We start from the raw sequence: 16,718 nt of genomic DNA, 5'->3' as shown, positions 1-16,718 counted from the left end.
GTGGACCCCTGCGAAGAAAAGAAGGTAGACTCCGTCAGCCCATGTCCACCGACCCGCGATCCAACCTGGCCGGCCTCGCCGCGCTTCAGGCTGAAACCCTCGGAAGCCCCGACGTCTGCGTCGCCGTCCTCGATGGCCCGGTCGATCTCGCGCACCCGGCCTTCCGCGGCGCGAACGTCACGGCCCTCGAGATGCCGGTGTCCAGCGACGAGGCGGCCGACCGCACGCACGGAACCCACGTCACGAGCCTCGTGTTCGGTCAGCCGAGCGGCCCCGCGCCGGGGATCGCTCCGAAGGCGAAGGGCATCGTCGTGCCCGTGCACAACTTCCGCCCCGAGACGACCGCGCCCGCGGGCAATCCGCCCGATCTCGCGAAGGGCATCCGCGACGCGATCGCCGCCGGCGCTCACGTCATCACGATGCACGGCGGCGCGCTCTCGCCGGACGCGGGCATGCTCGACGCGCTCGCGAAGGCGCTCGCCCGCGCCGCCGAGCGTAACGTGCTCGTCGTCGTCGCCGCCGAGGGCGATGGCAACGAGCACTTCCACGTGCCCACGGCCGCCTCCACGGTGCTCGCCGTCGCGGCCGAGGACGCGGAAGGCAAGCTGCTCGACTTCGGCATGTGGGGCCCGACCTACCGCGACAGCGGCATCGTCGCGCCGGGCGAAGGCCTCATCGGCGCGGCTCCCGGCGGGGGAACCGTCGCGCAGAGCGGCGCGACCTTCGCCGCCGCGATGGTCGCCGGCGTCGCCGCGCTCCTCCTCAGCGTGCAGATCGCCCGTGGAAAGCAGGTGGATGCACGCGCCGTCCGCACCGCACTGCTCCAGAGCGCGACGCCCCTCTCGATGGCCCAGAGCGAGCGCGGCAAGGGCGTCCTCCGCGGCCGCATCGACGTCGCCGCCGCTCTCAAGCTCATTTGACCTCAAAGTAACGGCGTGCCGGCGGGGTTCGTCCTCGCCACGCTTTCCGATTTCCCCGACGGACAAGCCGGCGCCGCCTTTCCCCGGACAGCGACGCGATCGCGCAAGCCTCGTGGGCAGGCTCGCTGCTTTGCGAGCCCCCTCCGCGCAAAAATGCTAGAGGGCGGGCGATGCTCGGTCTCCAGAGAAAGGACGGCCTGCTCGTCATCACCGCCGTGCGCGCGGTGGATCCAGGCGCGAACCTCGACGCGATCGTGGACATCGTCGTCGAGGGCGGAACCATCACGCGCATCGGCGCGGGCGCCGCGACGAAGGAGATCCTCGCTTCCGAGCGAGCGCGCGTGCTCTCCGGCGAAGGGCTCCTGCTCGTCCCGGCCTTCGTGGATCTGCACGCCCACCTGCGCGAGCCGGGCCAGGAGTACAAGGAAGACATCGCGTCCGGCCTCGCCGCCGCGGCCGCGGGCGGCTTCGCGCATGTCTGCGCCATGCCGAACACGCGTCCCGTCAACGACACGCGCAGCATCACGGAGGCGATGGTCGCGAAGGCGCGCGCGATCGAGGGCCCCGCGCTGCACCCGATCGGCGCGATCACCCTCGGCCAGAAGGGCGCCGAGCTCGTCGAGATGGCCGACCTCAAGGACGCGGGCGCCGTCGCCGTCTCCGACGACGGCCGCTGCGTCACGTCGAGCGCCGTCATGCGCCGCGCCCTCGAGTACGCCGCGAACTTCGACCTCCCCGTCATCCAGCACGCCGAGGATCACGCGCTCACCGAGGGCGCGCTCATGCACGAGGGCGCCGTCTCCACGCGGCTCGGCCTGCGCGGCTGGCCCCGCGTCGCCGAGGACATCATCGTCGCCCGGGACGTCCTGCTCGCCGAAGTTACGGGCGCGAAATATCACGTCGCCCACATCTCCTCCCGCGGCGCCGTTCGCATCCTTCGCGAGGCCAAAGCGCGCGGCATCCGCGTCACCGCCGAGGTCACGCCGCACCACCTCACGCTCACGGACGCCTCGGTGATCGGCTACGACACGGCTTGCAAAGTGAACCCGCCGCTGCGCGAGCCGGAGGACGTCGCCGCGCTCTGCGAGGCCCTCGCCGACGGCACGATCGACTGCGTGGCGACCGACCACGCGCCGCACTCCTCGCTGGAGAAGGACTGCGAGTTCGCCGAGGCCTCGCCCGGCATGATCGGCCTCGAGCTCGTGGTCCCGCTGCTCCTCGCCCGCGTGCGCGAGGGCGCGCTCCCGCTCGCGCGCCTGATCGATTCGCTCACGGCCGCGCCCTCGCGCATCGTGGGCCTTTCGGCGCCGACGCTGCGCGAGGGCGCGCTCGCCGAGCTTTGCCTCGTGAACCCCGAGAAGCGCTGGACCGTGGATCCGGCGCGCCTCCGGTCGAAGAGCAAGAACACTCCTTTCCTCGGCAAGTCCGTCACGGGCTCGGTCGAGCTCACCATGGCTGCGGGCCGCGTCGTGCACGACGTACTGGCCCAGGGAGAAGCACAAGCACGATGAGCGGCGAGCGCGCATATCTCTGCCTCGCGGACGGCACCACGTTCGAGGGCGTCGCCTGGGGCGCGCCTGGCATCGCCACGGGCGAGGTCGTCTTCACGACGGGCATGACCGGCTACCAGGAGGTCCTCACGGATCCCTCGTACTGCGGGCAGATCGTCACGATGACGGCCCCGCAGATCGGCAACACGGGCATCAACCGCGAGGACGACGAGAGCATCACCGGCGCGCCGCACGTCGCGGGTTTCCTCGTGCGCGACCTCTCCCCCGTCGCCGCGAACTTCCGCGCGAACGAGACGCTCGACGCCTACCTCGCGCGGCACGGCATCGTGGCCCTCGCGGGCATCGACACGCGCCTGCTCACGCGCACGCTCCGCGATCGTGGATCGCAGAACGGCGCGATCGGCAAGGCCTCGCCGGAAGAGCTCATCCGCCGCGCCCGCGAGGCGCCGTCGATGGAAGGCCTCGACCTCGCCCAGCGCGTCACGCCGAAAGAGCCCTACGTCTGGACCGAGGGCTCGGGCGCCTTCGGCACGAAGGTCCCTGGTGCGCACGCGACGAACAAGCACGTCGTCTGCGTCGACCTCGGCATCAAGCGCAACATCCTGCGCTCGCTCGTCGATGTCGGCTGCCGCGTCACGGTCTTGCCTGCGAAGACGACCGCTGCCGAGATCCTCGACCTCGCGCCCGACGGCGTCTTCGTCTCGAACGGCCCTGGCGATCCCGCAGCCGTCTCCTACGCGATCGACACCGTGCGCGGGCTCGTCGGGAAAAAGCCGCTCTTCGGGATCTGCCTCGGCCACCAGATCCTCGCGCTCGCCATGGGCGGCCGCACGTACAAGCTCAAGTTCGGCCACCGCGGCATCAACCAGCCGGTGAAGGACCTCGACACCGGCCGCATCGAGATCACCACGCAGAACCACGGCTTTGCGGTTGATCTTGCCTCCCTCGAGGGCAAGGCGCGCACGACGCACGTGCACCTCAACGACGGCACGAGCGAGGGCCTCGACCTCCCCGGCCTCTCGGCGTTCTCGGTCCAGTACCACCCCGAGGCTGCCGCCGGCCCGCACGACGCGCTCTACCTCTTCCAGCGCTTCGTCGCCCGCATGGAGGAAGCCAAGCCCTAACCGAGACCTCCCCCCATCCGGCAGCAAGAAGCGCCGCGAACGCCTCGAAGCTAGGGAGGGCGACGCAGGAATACAGGCAGTATTCCGAGGAGCCCGACCGACGATTCGAGGCGTGCAGCAAGCTTCTCCGAGCCAGCAGAGAGCGTCGGGCTGTTGGGGTGGGAGGAGGGAGGGTGCTGGCACCCCGTGCCCGTTGGAAAAACACGGGCCCCGACGCTCTCTGCGGCTCTGCCGTGTCAAGCTCCGACCTCCCAGGATTGTTCCCATGTCCGGCAAGAAGATTCATTTCGTCTCCCTCGGCTGCCCGAAGAACCGCGTCGACTCCGAGGTCATGCTCGGCGTGGCGCGACGCGCTGGTTACGACCACGTCCCCGCCCCCGAGGACGCGGAGGTGATCGTGGTCAACACCTGCGGCTTCATCGGCGAGGCCAAGAAGGAGTCGATCGACGCGATCTTCGAGATGGCGAAGCTCAAGGAGGACGGGCACCTCCAGAAGCTCGTCGTCGCCGGCTGCCTCTCGCAGCGCCACCCCACCGAGATCGCCGACGAGATGCCCGAGGTCGATCACATCCTCGGCTCGAGCGACATGCTCAAGCTCGAGCAGGTTCTCACGGGCAAGGCCGATCGCATGCTCGTCGGCAACCCCGCCGACTGGGTCGTCCGCGCCTCGGATCCCCGCACGATCTCCACGCCCGGCGGCAGCGCCTACGTGAAGATCGCCGAAGGCTGCAATCGTACCTGCTCCTTCTGCGTCATCCCGCAGCTCCGCGGAGGCCAGCGATCGCGCCCCGTCGAGGACGTCGTCGCCGAGGTCGAACAGCTCGTCGCCGCGGGTGTGCGCGAGGTGAACCTCGTCTCGCAAGACACCATCGCCTATGGCCGCGATCTGCCTGCCGGCGCGCGCCCCACGCTCGCCGAGCTCGTGCGTCGCGTCGCGGACGTCCCGGGCCTTCACTGGGCGCGCCTCTTCTACCTCTACCCCGAGACGATCACCGACGAGCTCGTCGAGCTCATCGCGCAGCACCCGCGCGTCGTCCCGTACATCGACATGCCGCTCCAGCACGCGGCCGACGGCATGCTGCGCCGCATGCGCCGCGGCCACGGCGGCGAACGCCTCCGCAAGCTCGTCACGCGCCTGCGCAAGGACATCCCCGACCTCACCTTCCGCACCGCCTTCATCATCGGCCACCCCGGCGAGACCGACGAGGAGTTCAAGGACCTCGTCGACTTCGTCACGTGGGCCGAGTTCGATCGGGTCGGCGTCTTCCGTTACTCCGACGAAGAGTCGTCGCGCAGCGCCGAGATGCCCGACAAGGTGCCGGCGCGCGTCGCCTCGAACCGCTACCGCAAGCTCATGTCGCTGCAGCGGCGCATCGCCCACAAGAAGAACACCGCGCTCATCGGCCGCGAGCTCGAGGTCCTCGTCGAGGGCACGAGCGACGAGCACGAGTTCGTCCAGATGGGCCGCCATCGCGGCCAGGCGCCCGACATCGACGGCCAGGTCTACCTCTCGGGCGGCGAGGCGCGTCCGGGCGAGATCCGCCGCGTGCGCATCACGCAGGCGAGCGACTACGACCTCGTTGGCGAGTTGCTCGACGAAGGCGAAGCGGACCACGCGCCGACGCTCACCGTCGATCTCCCGAAAAAACGCATCAGCCTGCGCGTGTTGCAAACCGACGGGCGCACCATGGCAACGTAGTTGTCTCGGCCTCCCGCGAGGCCGCGTTCATCGCCACGTTTTTCCAGAAGATCCGTTAGGTTTCGCGGGGCATGCGTCGTGCACCGGGCGCCCGCGTGATGGGTCGCCGCTCCTTGCTCCGGTGTTTCGCAGCCGCCTTCCTCGTGGCGCTCCCGGGTTGCCTGAGCCCGACCCTCCCCCTCCCTCCGCCCGAGCCGCCCGACTTCATCTCTCCGCAGGCGGCGGCGCCGGGCCTGTGGACCATCTCCGGCGCATGCCTCGAAGGCGCCATCGTCATCGTCTTCAACGAGCGAACGGGCGAGGGCGCGGTCGTCGAGGATCGCGACCGCGACGGCCGATACGAGGTCCAGATCGCGGCCGATCTCTGCGACCTCGCCTGGGTCGCGCAGGACCTCGGCGAGGACGAGAGCGCACGCACCACCTTCGTCGTCCAGGATCTCACCCCGTCCGGCCCGGCGGATCCGTCCGCCTGCAAATGAAGTGACAGTGCCCTGACCTGGCGCGGCGCGTCTGCTCACGACGCGCGCGCGCCGGAGGCTGGGCCACGCGTTTCTCGGCGGAGAACGCCTGCGAGATTCTGCGCGCCCGACGAGCGGCATGATAATTTCTGCAGGATGGCCTCCATGCCGCTCAGTGTTCCGCCGACCCCGACGAAGATCCTCGTCATCGATGATGAGCCTGCGCTGCGGCAGGTCCTGGAGATCGCCTTTCGGCGGCACGGGATCGAGGTTGTCGCCGCGCCGGGCGTGCGCGCTGCGATGGAGGCCTTGCAGCAGAACCCGCAGCCCTTCCCGCTCGTGATCACCGACCTCGTGATGCCGGACGGATCGGGCATCGAGGTTCTCACGGCCGCGAAGCAACGATCGGCCGCGACGGAGGTCATCGTGATGACCGCGCATTCGAGCGTGGAGAACGCGCTCGATGCGATGAAGAAGGGCGCGTACGACTTCGTGGGCAAACCTTTCTCGCCGGCGGAGGTCATCGCGCTCGCGCAGAAGGCCCTCGAAAAGAGCAGCATCCTCCTCGAGAACCAGCGCCTCCGCGCGCAGATCTCGCGCCTCGAGCCCGCCGAGAACGACATCTTCGCGAGCCCCGCGATGGGACGTGTCGCCGAGATCGTCGGAAAGATCGCGCCCACGCGCACCACGGTGCTCATCACGGGCGAGAGCGGCACGGGCAAGGAGCGCGTCGCGCGGGCGCTGCACGATCGCAGCGATCGCTCGGGAAAACCTTTCCTCGTGGTCAATTGCGGCGCGCTACCCGAGGCGCTCATGGAGAGCGAGCTCTTCGGCCACGAGAAAGGCGCGTTCACGGGCGCGGGCGCGCGCGCGCTTGGCCTCTTCCGCGAGGCGGAGGGCGGCACGGTCCTGCTCGACGAGGTCGGCGAGCTGCCCGCCTCGCTCCAGGTCAAACTCCTCCGCGTACTCCAGGAGCGCAAGGTGCGGCCCGTGGGCGCCGCGGCCGAAATTCCGGTCGACGTGCGTGTCCTCGCGGCGACGAATCGCGACGTCGAGGCCGACGTTCGGCAGAACAAATTCCGGCAGGACCTCTATTATCGACTCAACGTCATTCGAATCGAGCTACCGCCGTTGCGGGATCGCCCGGGGGACGTGGCGCGGCTCGCCGAGCGATTCGTGCGTCGATTCGCGAACGAGCTCGGCAAGGACGTCCGGGGATTGACGACGGACGCATTACGCGCGCTCGACGCTTACAAGTTTCCCGGCAACGTGCGCGAGCTCGAGAACATGATGGAGCGCGCGGTGGCGCTCGCGTCGGGGCCTGCGATCGGACTCGGCGATTTGCCTGCGCAGGTGAGCGGCCTCTCGGCGAGCCCGGCGCCTCTTCTTTCGGAGCTCCCGCCGGAGGGGTGCGTGCTCGAGGACGTGCTCGGCGAGGTCGAACGGCGCCTCATTCTGCAGGCCCTCGAGCGAAGCGGCGGCGTGCGCAAAGCCGCGGCGAAATTGCTCGGCGTCACGTTCCGCTCGCTGCGCTACCGCCTCGCGAAGCACGGGCTCGACACGGACGCGGCCGACGACGACGACGAGACGGAGGGCTCGATCGTGCCTGCCCAGCCGGCGCCGGCGGGGGGGCGACGAGAATCGTCACCACGCGAAGCCCGCCGGTGACAATTTTGGTCACCGTGCGACGCGAAAGGTACATTCCCCGAGCGTCAAGGATCCACCACGATGAACGAAAATGCCGGAGAAAGCCGCTGGATCGAGGTGGATCGTTCGTTTCTCCGGGTGCGCCTCGGGGCGCGGATCGCGGGTGGCACGAGCCGTGCTTTAACGAAGAACACGATGCAGTTCGGTGAACGACCCAGGAGCTACGCAAAGCGCCGTGGGTTCACGCTCTCCGAGCTGATGATCGTGGTGGCGATGATTGGCGTGCTCGCGGCGATCGCGATGGTCGGGTATCGCCGCTACATCCGAGGCGCTGCGGCGTCGGAGGTGAAGGCCGTCGTCTCCGGGATTCGTGTCGCGGAGGAAGCCTACAGAGCCGAGACGTTTCAGTATCTCGGGTGTACGAAATCGTTCACGCCTTGGTATCCGGCCACGCCGAACGACAAGAAGCGGAATTGGGACAATGGTCAGACGGGCAATGCACTCCACGATTGCTGGATGCAGCTCAATGTGACGACCGACGGCCCGGTGCGCTTCGGTTATGCGGTGGTCGCGGGAATCGCCCCTTCTGAGGGGGTCGCCAACGTGCCGTTTTGCCAAAACTGGGCTACGGCGCACGCGACCGTGAATGGTCCGTGGTTCGTGGTGCAGGCTGCGGGAGACCAGGACGCCGACAACGAATTCTCGCTCTTCGCATCGTCCTCGCTCACGGGCGAGCTCTGCGTCGATCCGAAAAACGGCGACGACGAGTGACGAAGCATCGATTGGGACGTCGGCGATTCGATTTCGTATGAGATCCCAGGATCCGACGAGCATTTTTTGACTCGTCGAGGGGGGATCGACAGATTCGCGGCGAGGTTTGCCGCTCCGAAACATTTCGTCTGCCAGAGGAGGAGGTCCGTCATGCGTGCATTCAAGCGTTACGACAAGCGTGGTTTTACCCTCGTCGAGCTCATGATCGTCGTCGCCATCATCGGCGTCCTCGCGGCGCTCGCGATCTTCGGCGTGAACCGGTACCTGAAGAGCGCCAAGACGAGCGAGGCGAAGAACTCGGTCGGCCGCATCGCCCGCGCCGCCGCCGAGTCGTACGAGCGCGAGAACACGACCTCGCAGCTCCTGCAGCTCGGCCAGGAGTCGAACGTCCCGACGCACTCGCTCTGCGGCACGGCGACGAACTCCGTCCCCCAGGCCGGCGTCCCGGCGGCGAAGAAGTACCAGCCGAACAACAGCGGTGCGGTCGACTTCGCCGGTGGCGACTCGACGAACGGCTGGAAGTGCCTCCGCTTCGAGATCAGCGACCCGATTTACTACCAGTACTCGTACACGAAGGGCAGCGCGCCCGTCGGTCAGCTCGCCACGCCGGCCGGTCCGTCGGTCAGCGGCGCCGAGAGCTTCGAGGCGGCGGCGAAGGGTGATCTCGACGGCGACAGCAGCGAGTACGGCATCTTCACGCTGACCGGCCAGGTCGACAGCACCACGAAGCAGCTCGTTCGCTCGACCCAGGTCTTCATCTCGAACGAGTACGAGTGATCCAAACCTGAAGCGCGCCTCGGGCGCGCCGAACGGACCTCGCCTCCGGGACCCGGGCCGCGCATTGCGGTCCGGGTTTCGTTTTTTATCGAGCATCCTCGCGGAAGCGGCGTGTTTTCCTGGGCCCCGGGGCCGCGCGCTTCTCGGGTGGAAACCGACGCAGCGGCGCGCTAGAAGGGGGGCATGTCGCGATGGAGCGCGCTCGAGCTCAGCGTGGCCTTTGCGATCGGAGGCAGCGTCCTCGCGGTGGCGGTGCCCGCGTTCATCCGCAACCTGCACGCCTCCAAGCTGAGCGAGCCGCTCGACAACCTCGATCGGCTGGTCACACACGCCGTCGCGTACGCAGAGAGCAAGCCGCAGGACATCAGCTTCCCACCGGCCGCGCCGCTCACACCGGCCGAGGTCCCGCGCGGCGTGCGCGTCACGGATCCTCCCGAGATCTGGGAGCACCTCACGTGGCGATCGCTCGACTTCCGCATCGAGGAGCCGCACGCGTTCTCGTTCAAGTTCGAGAGCGAGCTCGATCCGGTAACACGCGTGATGCGGTTCGTCGCGACCGCACACGGTGATCTCGACGGCGACGGCAAGCTGTCGACGTTCCAGGTGCGCGGCGAGCGCGTGCCGGGACAACCTCCGCGCGTCTTGCCCGGCATGTTCGTGGATCGCGAGGTGGAGTGATGCCCGCGCTCTCCGACTACGTCCGGACCGCGATCGTGGTGGGCGTGTCGGCGCTGTGCATCGGATCGGTTCGCGCGCGCGTCGCGGAACAACATGCGCGCGTGAAGGAGACGAGCGACGTGCATCTCTTGCCGCCGCCGAAGGAGGTCGTGACGCTCTCGTTCGGCTACCGCGCAGCGCTCGCGGACGTGCTGTGGGCACACGTGCTCGTCTCGCAGGGGCTGCACACGTTCGAACGTCGGCGCTTCGAGAACGTCGCGGACCTCATCGACACGATCAACGAGCTCGATCCGGAGTTCCGAGATCCATACTTGCTCTCGGACGCGCTCATCACGCTCCAGATCGCGGAGGCCGATCGCGCGGACATCGATCGGACGCGGGCAATCCTCGAACGCGGGACGCGAAATCGGCCGCTCGATCCCGAGGTGTGGAGGACAGCGGGTCAGTTCATCGCGTTCATCGCGCCCGGTACGTACCTGACGGATCCGGAGGAGCGCGCGGCATGGAAGGCCGACGGCGCGCGCATGCTCGCGCGCGCGGCGGAGCTCGGCGGGGATGCGGGTGCCATGGGATGGGCCGCCGTCGCAGGCGCGGGGATCCTGAATCGGCAAGGCGAGCGTGATGCAGCGATCCGTTTGATTCAGCGCACGCTCGCGGTGACGGACGACGAGGAGCTGCGCGAGCGGCTCCAGCAGCAGCTCGCATCCCTCGTCGGCGAGGCGAAGCTCGAAGCGTATCGTCGACGGCAGTCGGAGATGCTCGAGCTCACGCTGCGGGACGTACCGTTCGTCAGCAAGTCGACGCTGTTCGTGCTCGGTCCGCCGTTCGATCCGGCGTACTGCGCGGGCGGCGCGCACGCGAACGATCGGCGCTGCGCGCTCACGTGGCAGGCGTGGGCGAAGGCGAGTTCGGAAGAGCAGCGCTGAGGGGAGTTCCCTCACCCCCATCCCCTCTCCGTGCGAGGGCTGAGCATTGGTCTCATCGCGAGGCGTCGCGCCGGGGCGCTGCCCCGGGCCCCGCGGGGGCTGTTCGCCCCTCGACCCGAACCAGGGCAAGCCCTGGACCGTTCGTGGAAGAACTGCGCATCGCGCAGTTCTTCCAACAGGCCGGTGGCAAGACCAGGAAGGTGCGTTGCACGCTGGCGACGGGCACGTTGCCTGTTGAATCGTCAGCGCCGCGGTCTTGATGGGCAGGGTCGTCGTTGGTCTTGACCTGGCCTGTTCGATGAACTGCGCGTTGCGCAGTTCATCGACCCCGGGTCCAGCGCTTGCGCTGGTCCAGGTCCAGGGGCGGATAGCCCCGGTGGGGCCTGGGGCAAAGCCCCAGCGCAGCGCCTCCCAGATGAGATTAATGCTCAGCTGCGAGGGAGAGGGGAGGAGAGCGAGGTGAGGGGCAGGTTCACTTGAACTTGACGGCGGCCGTCTTCGTCTCGCCGGCCTTCACGGTCACGCTCACCGTCTGCTTGCCCTTGTCGGGGTGGATGAACGTCACCGTGTGCGTACCGGCCGGCACGCTCACGCCGACCTTGGGCGTGCTGCCGAGCGGACGACCGTCGAGGACGACCTTCGAGACCGGGATCGAGTTGATGTTGAGCGTCCCGTTGCCCGTGGCCGGCGCCTTGTCGCCGCCCGACGCTGTCGACGCGGTCGCGGACGTGCCGCTCGACGTCGAGCCGCTCGACGTCGAGCCCGTCGCCGAGCCCGTGTCGGTCGCGGAGCCGCTCGCGGAGCCGCTCGCCGAGCCGCTCGCCGAGCCGCTCGCCACGGCGTCGTTCGTCGGCGCCTTGCCCGGCTCGTAGAGCGCGATGCGGATCGGCTTCTCGGCGAGGCCGTCGTCGAAGGTGAGATCTTGCGAGAAGTCGTCGAGGCCCTTCTTCGTGGCGACGAGCTTCCAGCCGGCCGTGGGATCGAGGTCGATCTTGACGGGCTGGTTCTTCCACTCCTTCTCGGGGATCTTCTTCTCTTCCTTCTTCGCGTTGACCAGCTTGACGGCCGCGCCTTCGGTCGCGAGCTCGAGCACGATCTGCCCGCGCAGCACCTTGAGCTTGATCGGGCCGATCTCCTTCAGCTTGCCGGCCTCGATGTCGACCGTCTGCTCGAGCCTGTCGTAGCGGTCGCCGGCCTCGAACTTGAGCTTGTGCGAGCCGGCCGTGATGTCCTTCAACTCGACCGGGAGCACGCCCTTATCCGTGCCGTCGATCCACACCTTCGTGTTCGGCGTCGCGGCGAGGATCTTCAGGCCCGTCACGTTCGCGCTCGCCGTTGCCGGCGCGGACGACGTCCCGGGCGCAGCGCCGCTGGTCTCGAGCGTGACCATGACGGGCGTCTCTTTGCCGGCCTCGACGACGGCCGAAACCTTCTCGTCCTTGCCGAGGTCCGTGACGATGACACGCACCGTTTTCTCGCCGGGGCCGAGCTCGGCGACCACGCAGGGCGTGGTGTCGCACTTCTTCTGGCCGTCGACGAAGATCTCCGCCTTGCTGATCGACGCGCCCTTCGACTGGATGTCGATCTTCAGCGAGCCCTTCTTCGGCAGGAACATGAAGACCCCGAGGCCGATGACCGCGACGAGCGCGACGGCGCCGAGGATGATGGCGATCTTGCTGCCGCCGGACGACGGCGCGGGCTGCACGCCGGGGATGCCGACCAGATCGGGGCGCGGGCGGATCGCCGTCGCCTCGGAGCGCGCCGTCATCGGCGCTTGCGAGGGCGGCATCGCGGGGACGGGCACCACGCCCGCGGAGGCGAGCGTCGTGGACACGCCGGGCGCCTGAGGCGGCGGCATCGCGGCGCCGGGCGGCAACGTGCCGAGCGTCGGAACCGCGACGGGCGGGGGCAGCGGCGCGGGGCGCGCGGAGCCACCCGAGCCGGAGAGCAGGGCCGCGGCCGCGCTGCTCATGGGAGGCATGCCGGCGGCGGGGCGCGGGCCGGTCGGGTGCGGGTCGCCTTTGCTCGCGTCGAAGACGTGGGTCGACTCTTCCTCGTCGTCCCAGTCCATGTCGACGGCCTTGCCGCCGGGGCCCACCTTCGCGGCGGGGGCTTCACCGGTCGGCGCGCCGGGGGGCGGCGGCAGCGGTACCGGCGCGGCGGCTCCGGGCGGCGGCGGCAGCGGCAGCGAGGAGTTGCCTGCGCCTGGCGGCGGCGGGAGCGGCACCGATGTGGCGGCTCCGGGCGGCGGCGGCAGCGGCACCGACGTGGCGGCTCCGGGCGGCGGCGCGGGGGGCATGGGAAGAGGCACCGACGTGGCGGCTCCCGGCGGCGGCGGCAGCGGGATCGAAGACGCGCCTGCGCCGGGCGGCGGCGGCAGGGGCGTCGCGATCCGCTGCGAGGGTGCCCCTGGCGGAGGGGGCAACGCGCTCGGGGGCGGGGGCAAGGGTCCGCCGCTTCCAGGCGGGGGCGGAAGGGGAACGGGTGCGACCCCGCCGAGCAGCGTGCTCTTGCGGGCAGCTCCCGAAGGGGGCGGCGGCATGAGTCCTGGCGTGGTGCTGCGAGGAGCCTTCTTCGCTAGCCCCTCGAAGACGTCCAGATCGCTGCCCTTATCATCGGCCATGTTCAGCCACTCCTCGACAGAATGCGACGTTACGCCGCGGACGACAGGAAACCCTTTCGCACATCTCGCGCGACGCGAGTAGAGGGTCGATGGGTCTCCGTGTTCGCACCGCGCCCAGGCGGGAAAACCGAGACACGCCTAGCCTAGCCGCGCTTGGCGTGCTTCGCGAATTTCTTCACATGATTCCGCGGAGTTCGTCCCTCGGTCCCAAGGGGGACGCCTCGCGTCCCCCTCTCGTCCGGGCGAAGCCGGGACGATTCACCCCCTAGAGGGAAGCTCGCGAAGCGAGCTTCCACGCACCGAACGGTGCGATCCGTCAGTTCGACGCCCCCTCAGCGGGGTCCTTCTGGGGCTTCTTGAAGTAGCGGATCCGCTTCTGTTGCAGCGGATACCACTTGTCGAAAGGCACGATGGGCGTGTCCTCCAGGAAGCGGCGGCCGCCGGGGGCCTCGGCGCGGGCGAGGCGCACGGCCGTCGGGCCCTGGGGCGGATGCACGGCCGCGCCGGCGAGATCCGTGTCGCCGCCGAGCGCCACCGCGAGCGGCTTCGCAAGAAGCAGCCGCGTGCTGCATCCCGCGTTCTTCAAGAGCGCGTCGAGCGCCTTTGCGTCGGCCGCGGAAGCATCCGCAGGCGTCAAGAGCTCGACGTAGAGGAGCATGCCGTCCTTGTCGTTCACGCCGACGGCGGCCGCGGCGACCGCGGCGTTCGGCGAGCCCGTTGCGAGGCGAACCGCGCCTTCGACGGGCGACTCCGCGCCGATCGCGAACGCGCCGGCCGAAGCCCAGAGCGACGCCGATCCCGCACCTGCATCGGCCGGGCCCGCATCGAGCACCGCCACGGTCTTGCCCGCGCTTTGCGCCGAGGCCTTCGCGGCCGCCACCGTGCGTGGATCGATCTTCACCACGCGCGCCTTGCGATCGGGCCGCGCCGCGTCGATGCGCAGCTCCGTCGAGGCGAGCGCATACGGAAAACCATGCTGCGGCAAGCCCTTCACGCGCCACTGTCCTTCGCCGTCGACGGGCGGTTGCGCGACGGGCGTGATCCCCGGGCCCGGCAGCACGTGGCGCAGCGTCATGTAGAAGTAGTCGCGTGCCTCGCGCTTGATGTAGCGCGGGAAGTTCATGAGGCCCATGCCGCGGATGAAGCGCCTGCCGCGGAACTTCCATCCGTCGATGCCGGAGACCGTGCCTTCCGACTCCCAGTCGTATTGCAAGGGCCTGCCGAGCGGATCCATCTCGCCTTCTTGCGCGACCTTGTAGAACTCGAGCCCGCTGTGACCCGCGTTCATGTCGAGCGCGATGCCGTACGAGCAGCGCGTCTGGATCATTGCCTGCGCGAGCCCTTCGGGGCCGAGATCCGCGCCGTAGAAGTACGCGACGAACTTCTCCTTCGTCAGGCAAATACCCGTGCGCACGGTGTGCGTCTTGTCCGCCCAACCCGGCGGCGTGCCGCCCCACCACGAGCGGTTGTACGGGTTGAACTTCTCGTCGAGCACCATGACCGTCATGTTCTGTCGGTACGACATCACGTTCGGCGGGATGCTCTGATCCTCGGGCCAGCTCCCGAACGCCGTGGAGCCATCACGCAGCACGGCGACGGTCGCGCCGTACGGCTTCGGCGGCAAGTAGACGACGCCGTCGGCCATCATGCCGAACTCGCCGTGCAGCGCTTGAAAGCCTGCGTTCGACGCAGCGACGACACGCTCGAGCACCGCGGGATCACGCGGGATGAGGCCCGGCCCAGCTTCACCCGTCGCGCCCTTCGGCTCGACCGTGCCGGCCATCATGTGGAGCTCCACCTGACGCGGATCCCATACGACGATGAACACGCGCGTCGTCTTGCGTGAGCGATCAGGGCGGATGTACGTCGTGACGAACGCGGGCGGCAGGCCCTCGATCCTTCGAATGAAGGGATCCTTGTCCTGCGGGTTCCACTGTCCCTCGCCGGGGAGCGCGGGCGTGATCCACGGATCGAGCGGCGCCGGTGGCCAGCCGATCTCGGGGTCCGTGGGCATCGTACGCGTGGGCGCTTCGAGCGTGGTTTGTCCGAGGTCCTCCGCGATCGCCTCGGCCGCGGCCTGCTCGCCGCCCATGCTCTCCTTCTGCCGCATGACGACCTCGAGGCCCGCGAACGCGACGGCCTTGATCGTCTGCATCGCCTCGTCGCCGATGACGTCACGCACGCGATCGACCGACCACGTGACGACGTTGCCCGGCCGCGCAATCTCCCCACTCTCGTGCGAGAGCCAAGCAGGGAGCGTCGCAGGGCCATCGAGCGGCACGCGTGCCTCGCGGGTTCCATCACGCACGACGAGCGTGGCTTCTTCGAGCGCGCATCGCACGTCACGCGCGGGCGCCTCGCCTTCCTTTGGTTCGGCCTCTTGCGCCGCGGCTTCGCCTTCGCCCTCGCCGAGCGTGAACGTGCGCTTGCCGATGCCGCGGAGTTGTCCCGTCTCCTGCGCGTTCGTGAGCGCGTTCTGCAATCGCTCGACGCGGGTCCAGCCCTCGGTCGCGAGTGCTTGTCCCGAGAGATCGAAGACGTGCACGGTGGGATGGCTGCCGGCGATGAGCGGGCTCGAGACGTAGGCCAGTCGTTCGCCACGGACGACGGGGCGCGACTCATCGGCGCCGCTCGTCTCGGTGAGATTGTAGGCCCCGCCGACATCGAGGAGGACGCCTTCGGGCGAGAGCTCGGCGTGCACGAGGTAGAGGTCGTTCGGCTCGCCTTGCGCAGGCGCGGCGCGGACGACGGCGCGGCTCTTCGCACCAAGCGCGCCCCAGACGCCACGCGGCGGATCGATCCAGGCCACGTCGTCGGCAGTGAGAACGAGGCCCTGCGACGCGAGCGCCGAGGCAAGCGCCGTGGACCTGTCCTTCGCGCCCAGGTTCGGGATGCCGCGGGGCAAGAACGTCGCAAGGGCGGCAGCGCCGAGCACGGTGAGCGCGACGTGGCGGCGTCCTTGTCGGACGAAGGTGGAGAGACGGGAGGTGGCCATGCCGCGTGGGGTTTGGGGCGTAGGACGCCGAAGGCGATCCGGAGCCCCAAGTGTCGACAGAACGCTCGAAGCCGATGGGACCTGCCCAACGCCGAGAAGGCGCGGAACGGCGCGGCAATATCATCGGTGCGGCGGAAGGGCCAACGTTTCGTCGGGGGGCGGAGGCGGGGCGGGTTTGGAAGCGGAAGCGGCCATGGAAGCCTCGTTCAATGGTGGACTTCCAGGAGCAAGGCGCAGATTGCCGTCGCATTTCCAGAAATCGAATCGTTCGGCGGGTGGGGGGGATCCACCGCATGGTGAGGTCAACCACACCGAAGGTCGGCGAAGACGCGAAGGACGCCTCGTGTGGTGCCTACACGCGACCACGAGGTAAGTTCACCCGGAATCCCTCGTCGACGAGACCCCGGAGGAGATCGGACCTCGTCGGGTGCCTGGTCGACGAGGCCCCGGAGGAGATCGGACCTCGTCGGGTGCCTGGTCGACGAGGCCCCGACGGAGTCCGATCAGGGCCGGGGTCTCGCGGACGAGGCAGGCGACGGAGTCCGATCAGGGCGGCGGTCTCGCGGACGAGGCAGGCGACGGAGTCCGA

Annotated in this window: 12 protein-coding genes; 10 read left to right on the top strand and 2 right to left on the bottom strand. The window is 69.0% G+C overall.

Annotated features, from left to right (window positions below; all coding sequences use genetic code 11):
- Positions 1–41 precede the first annotated feature (41 nt).
- From KEG38_RS37795 to KEG38_RS37750, 10 genes are all read left to right on the top strand, one after another.
- Entirely contained in the window at positions 42–920 is an 879-nt protein-coding gene (locus KEG38_RS37795; RefSeq protein WP_272425291.1) for a S8 family serine peptidase, read from the top strand.
- Between the two features lie 170 nt (positions 921–1,090).
- Positions 1,091–2,431 carry a dihydroorotase gene (locus tag KEG38_RS37790; protein WP_272425290.1) on the top strand — a complete coding sequence of 447 codons (1,341 nt, stop codon included), beginning with the start codon at positions 1,091–1,093 and terminating at the stop codon, positions 2,429–2,431.
- A complete protein-coding gene (gene carA / locus KEG38_RS37785; RefSeq protein WP_272425289.1) occupies positions 2,428–3,555 on the top strand; it encodes a glutamine-hydrolyzing carbamoyl-phosphate synthase small subunit in 1,128 nt (375 codons plus the stop codon). The genes KEG38_RS37790 and carA overlap by 4 nt, the downstream gene beginning before the upstream one ends.
- Positions 3,556–3,820: 265 nt before the next feature.
- Positions 3,821–5,254, top strand: coding sequence for a 30S ribosomal protein S12 methylthiotransferase RimO (gene rimO, locus KEG38_RS37780; RefSeq protein WP_272425288.1), 1,434 nt, complete (start codon positions 3,821–3,823; stop codon positions 5,252–5,254).
- Between the two features lie 71 nt (positions 5,255–5,325).
- A complete protein-coding gene (locus KEG38_RS37775) occupies positions 5,326–5,733 on the top strand; it encodes a hypothetical protein (protein ID WP_272425287.1) in 408 nt (135 codons plus the stop codon).
- Positions 5,734–5,877: 144 nt separating this feature from the next.
- Entirely contained in the window at positions 5,878–7,380 is a 1,503-nt protein-coding gene (locus KEG38_RS37770) for a sigma-54-dependent transcriptional regulator (RefSeq protein ID WP_276074226.1), read from the top strand.
- A 60-nt stretch (positions 7,381–7,440) separates the two neighbouring features.
- The gene (locus tag KEG38_RS37765) at positions 7,441–8,130 is read left to right on the top strand and encodes a type IV pilin protein (protein ID WP_272425285.1); all 690 of its coding nucleotides are present in this window, start codon (positions 7,441–7,443) and stop codon (positions 8,128–8,130) included.
- Between the two features lie 150 nt (positions 8,131–8,280).
- Positions 8,281–8,907, top strand: coding sequence for a type IV pilin protein (locus KEG38_RS37760; protein ID WP_272425284.1), 627 nt, complete (start codon positions 8,281–8,283; stop codon positions 8,905–8,907).
- Positions 8,908–9,090: 183 nt separating this feature from the next.
- Positions 9,091–9,585, top strand: a complete 495-nt coding sequence (locus tag KEG38_RS37755; protein WP_272425283.1) for a hypothetical protein — start codon at positions 9,091–9,093, stop codon at positions 9,583–9,585.
- On the top strand, positions 9,585–10,511 hold the full coding sequence (locus tag KEG38_RS37750; protein WP_272425282.1) for a hypothetical protein: 927 nt from the start codon (positions 9,585–9,587) through the stop codon (positions 10,509–10,511). Before KEG38_RS37755 ends, KEG38_RS37750 begins: the two co-directional genes overlap by 1 nt.
- Before the next feature lie 472 nt (positions 10,512–10,983).
- Here KEG38_RS37750 and KEG38_RS37745 read toward each other — a convergent pair whose 3' ends face one another.
- On the bottom strand, positions 10,984–13,134 hold the full coding sequence (locus KEG38_RS37745; protein WP_272425281.1) for a PEGA domain-containing protein: 2,151 nt from the start codon (positions 13,132–13,134) through the stop codon (positions 10,984–10,986).
- A 316-nt stretch (positions 13,135–13,450) separates the two neighbouring features.
- Positions 13,451–16,129 (bottom strand): hypothetical protein, encoded by a 2,679-nt coding sequence (locus tag KEG38_RS37740; RefSeq protein ID WP_272425280.1) that lies wholly within the window; start codon positions 16,127–16,129, stop codon positions 13,451–13,453.
- Positions 16,130–16,718: the final 589 nt, after the last annotated feature.

The sequence above is a fragment of the Polyangium jinanense genome (assembly GCF_028435265.1).
Classification (GTDB): domain Bacteria; phylum Myxococcota_A; class Polyangia; order Polyangiales; family Polyangiaceae; genus Polyangium; species Polyangium jinanense.
This window is presented reverse-complemented; position numbering and strand designations above follow the sequence as displayed.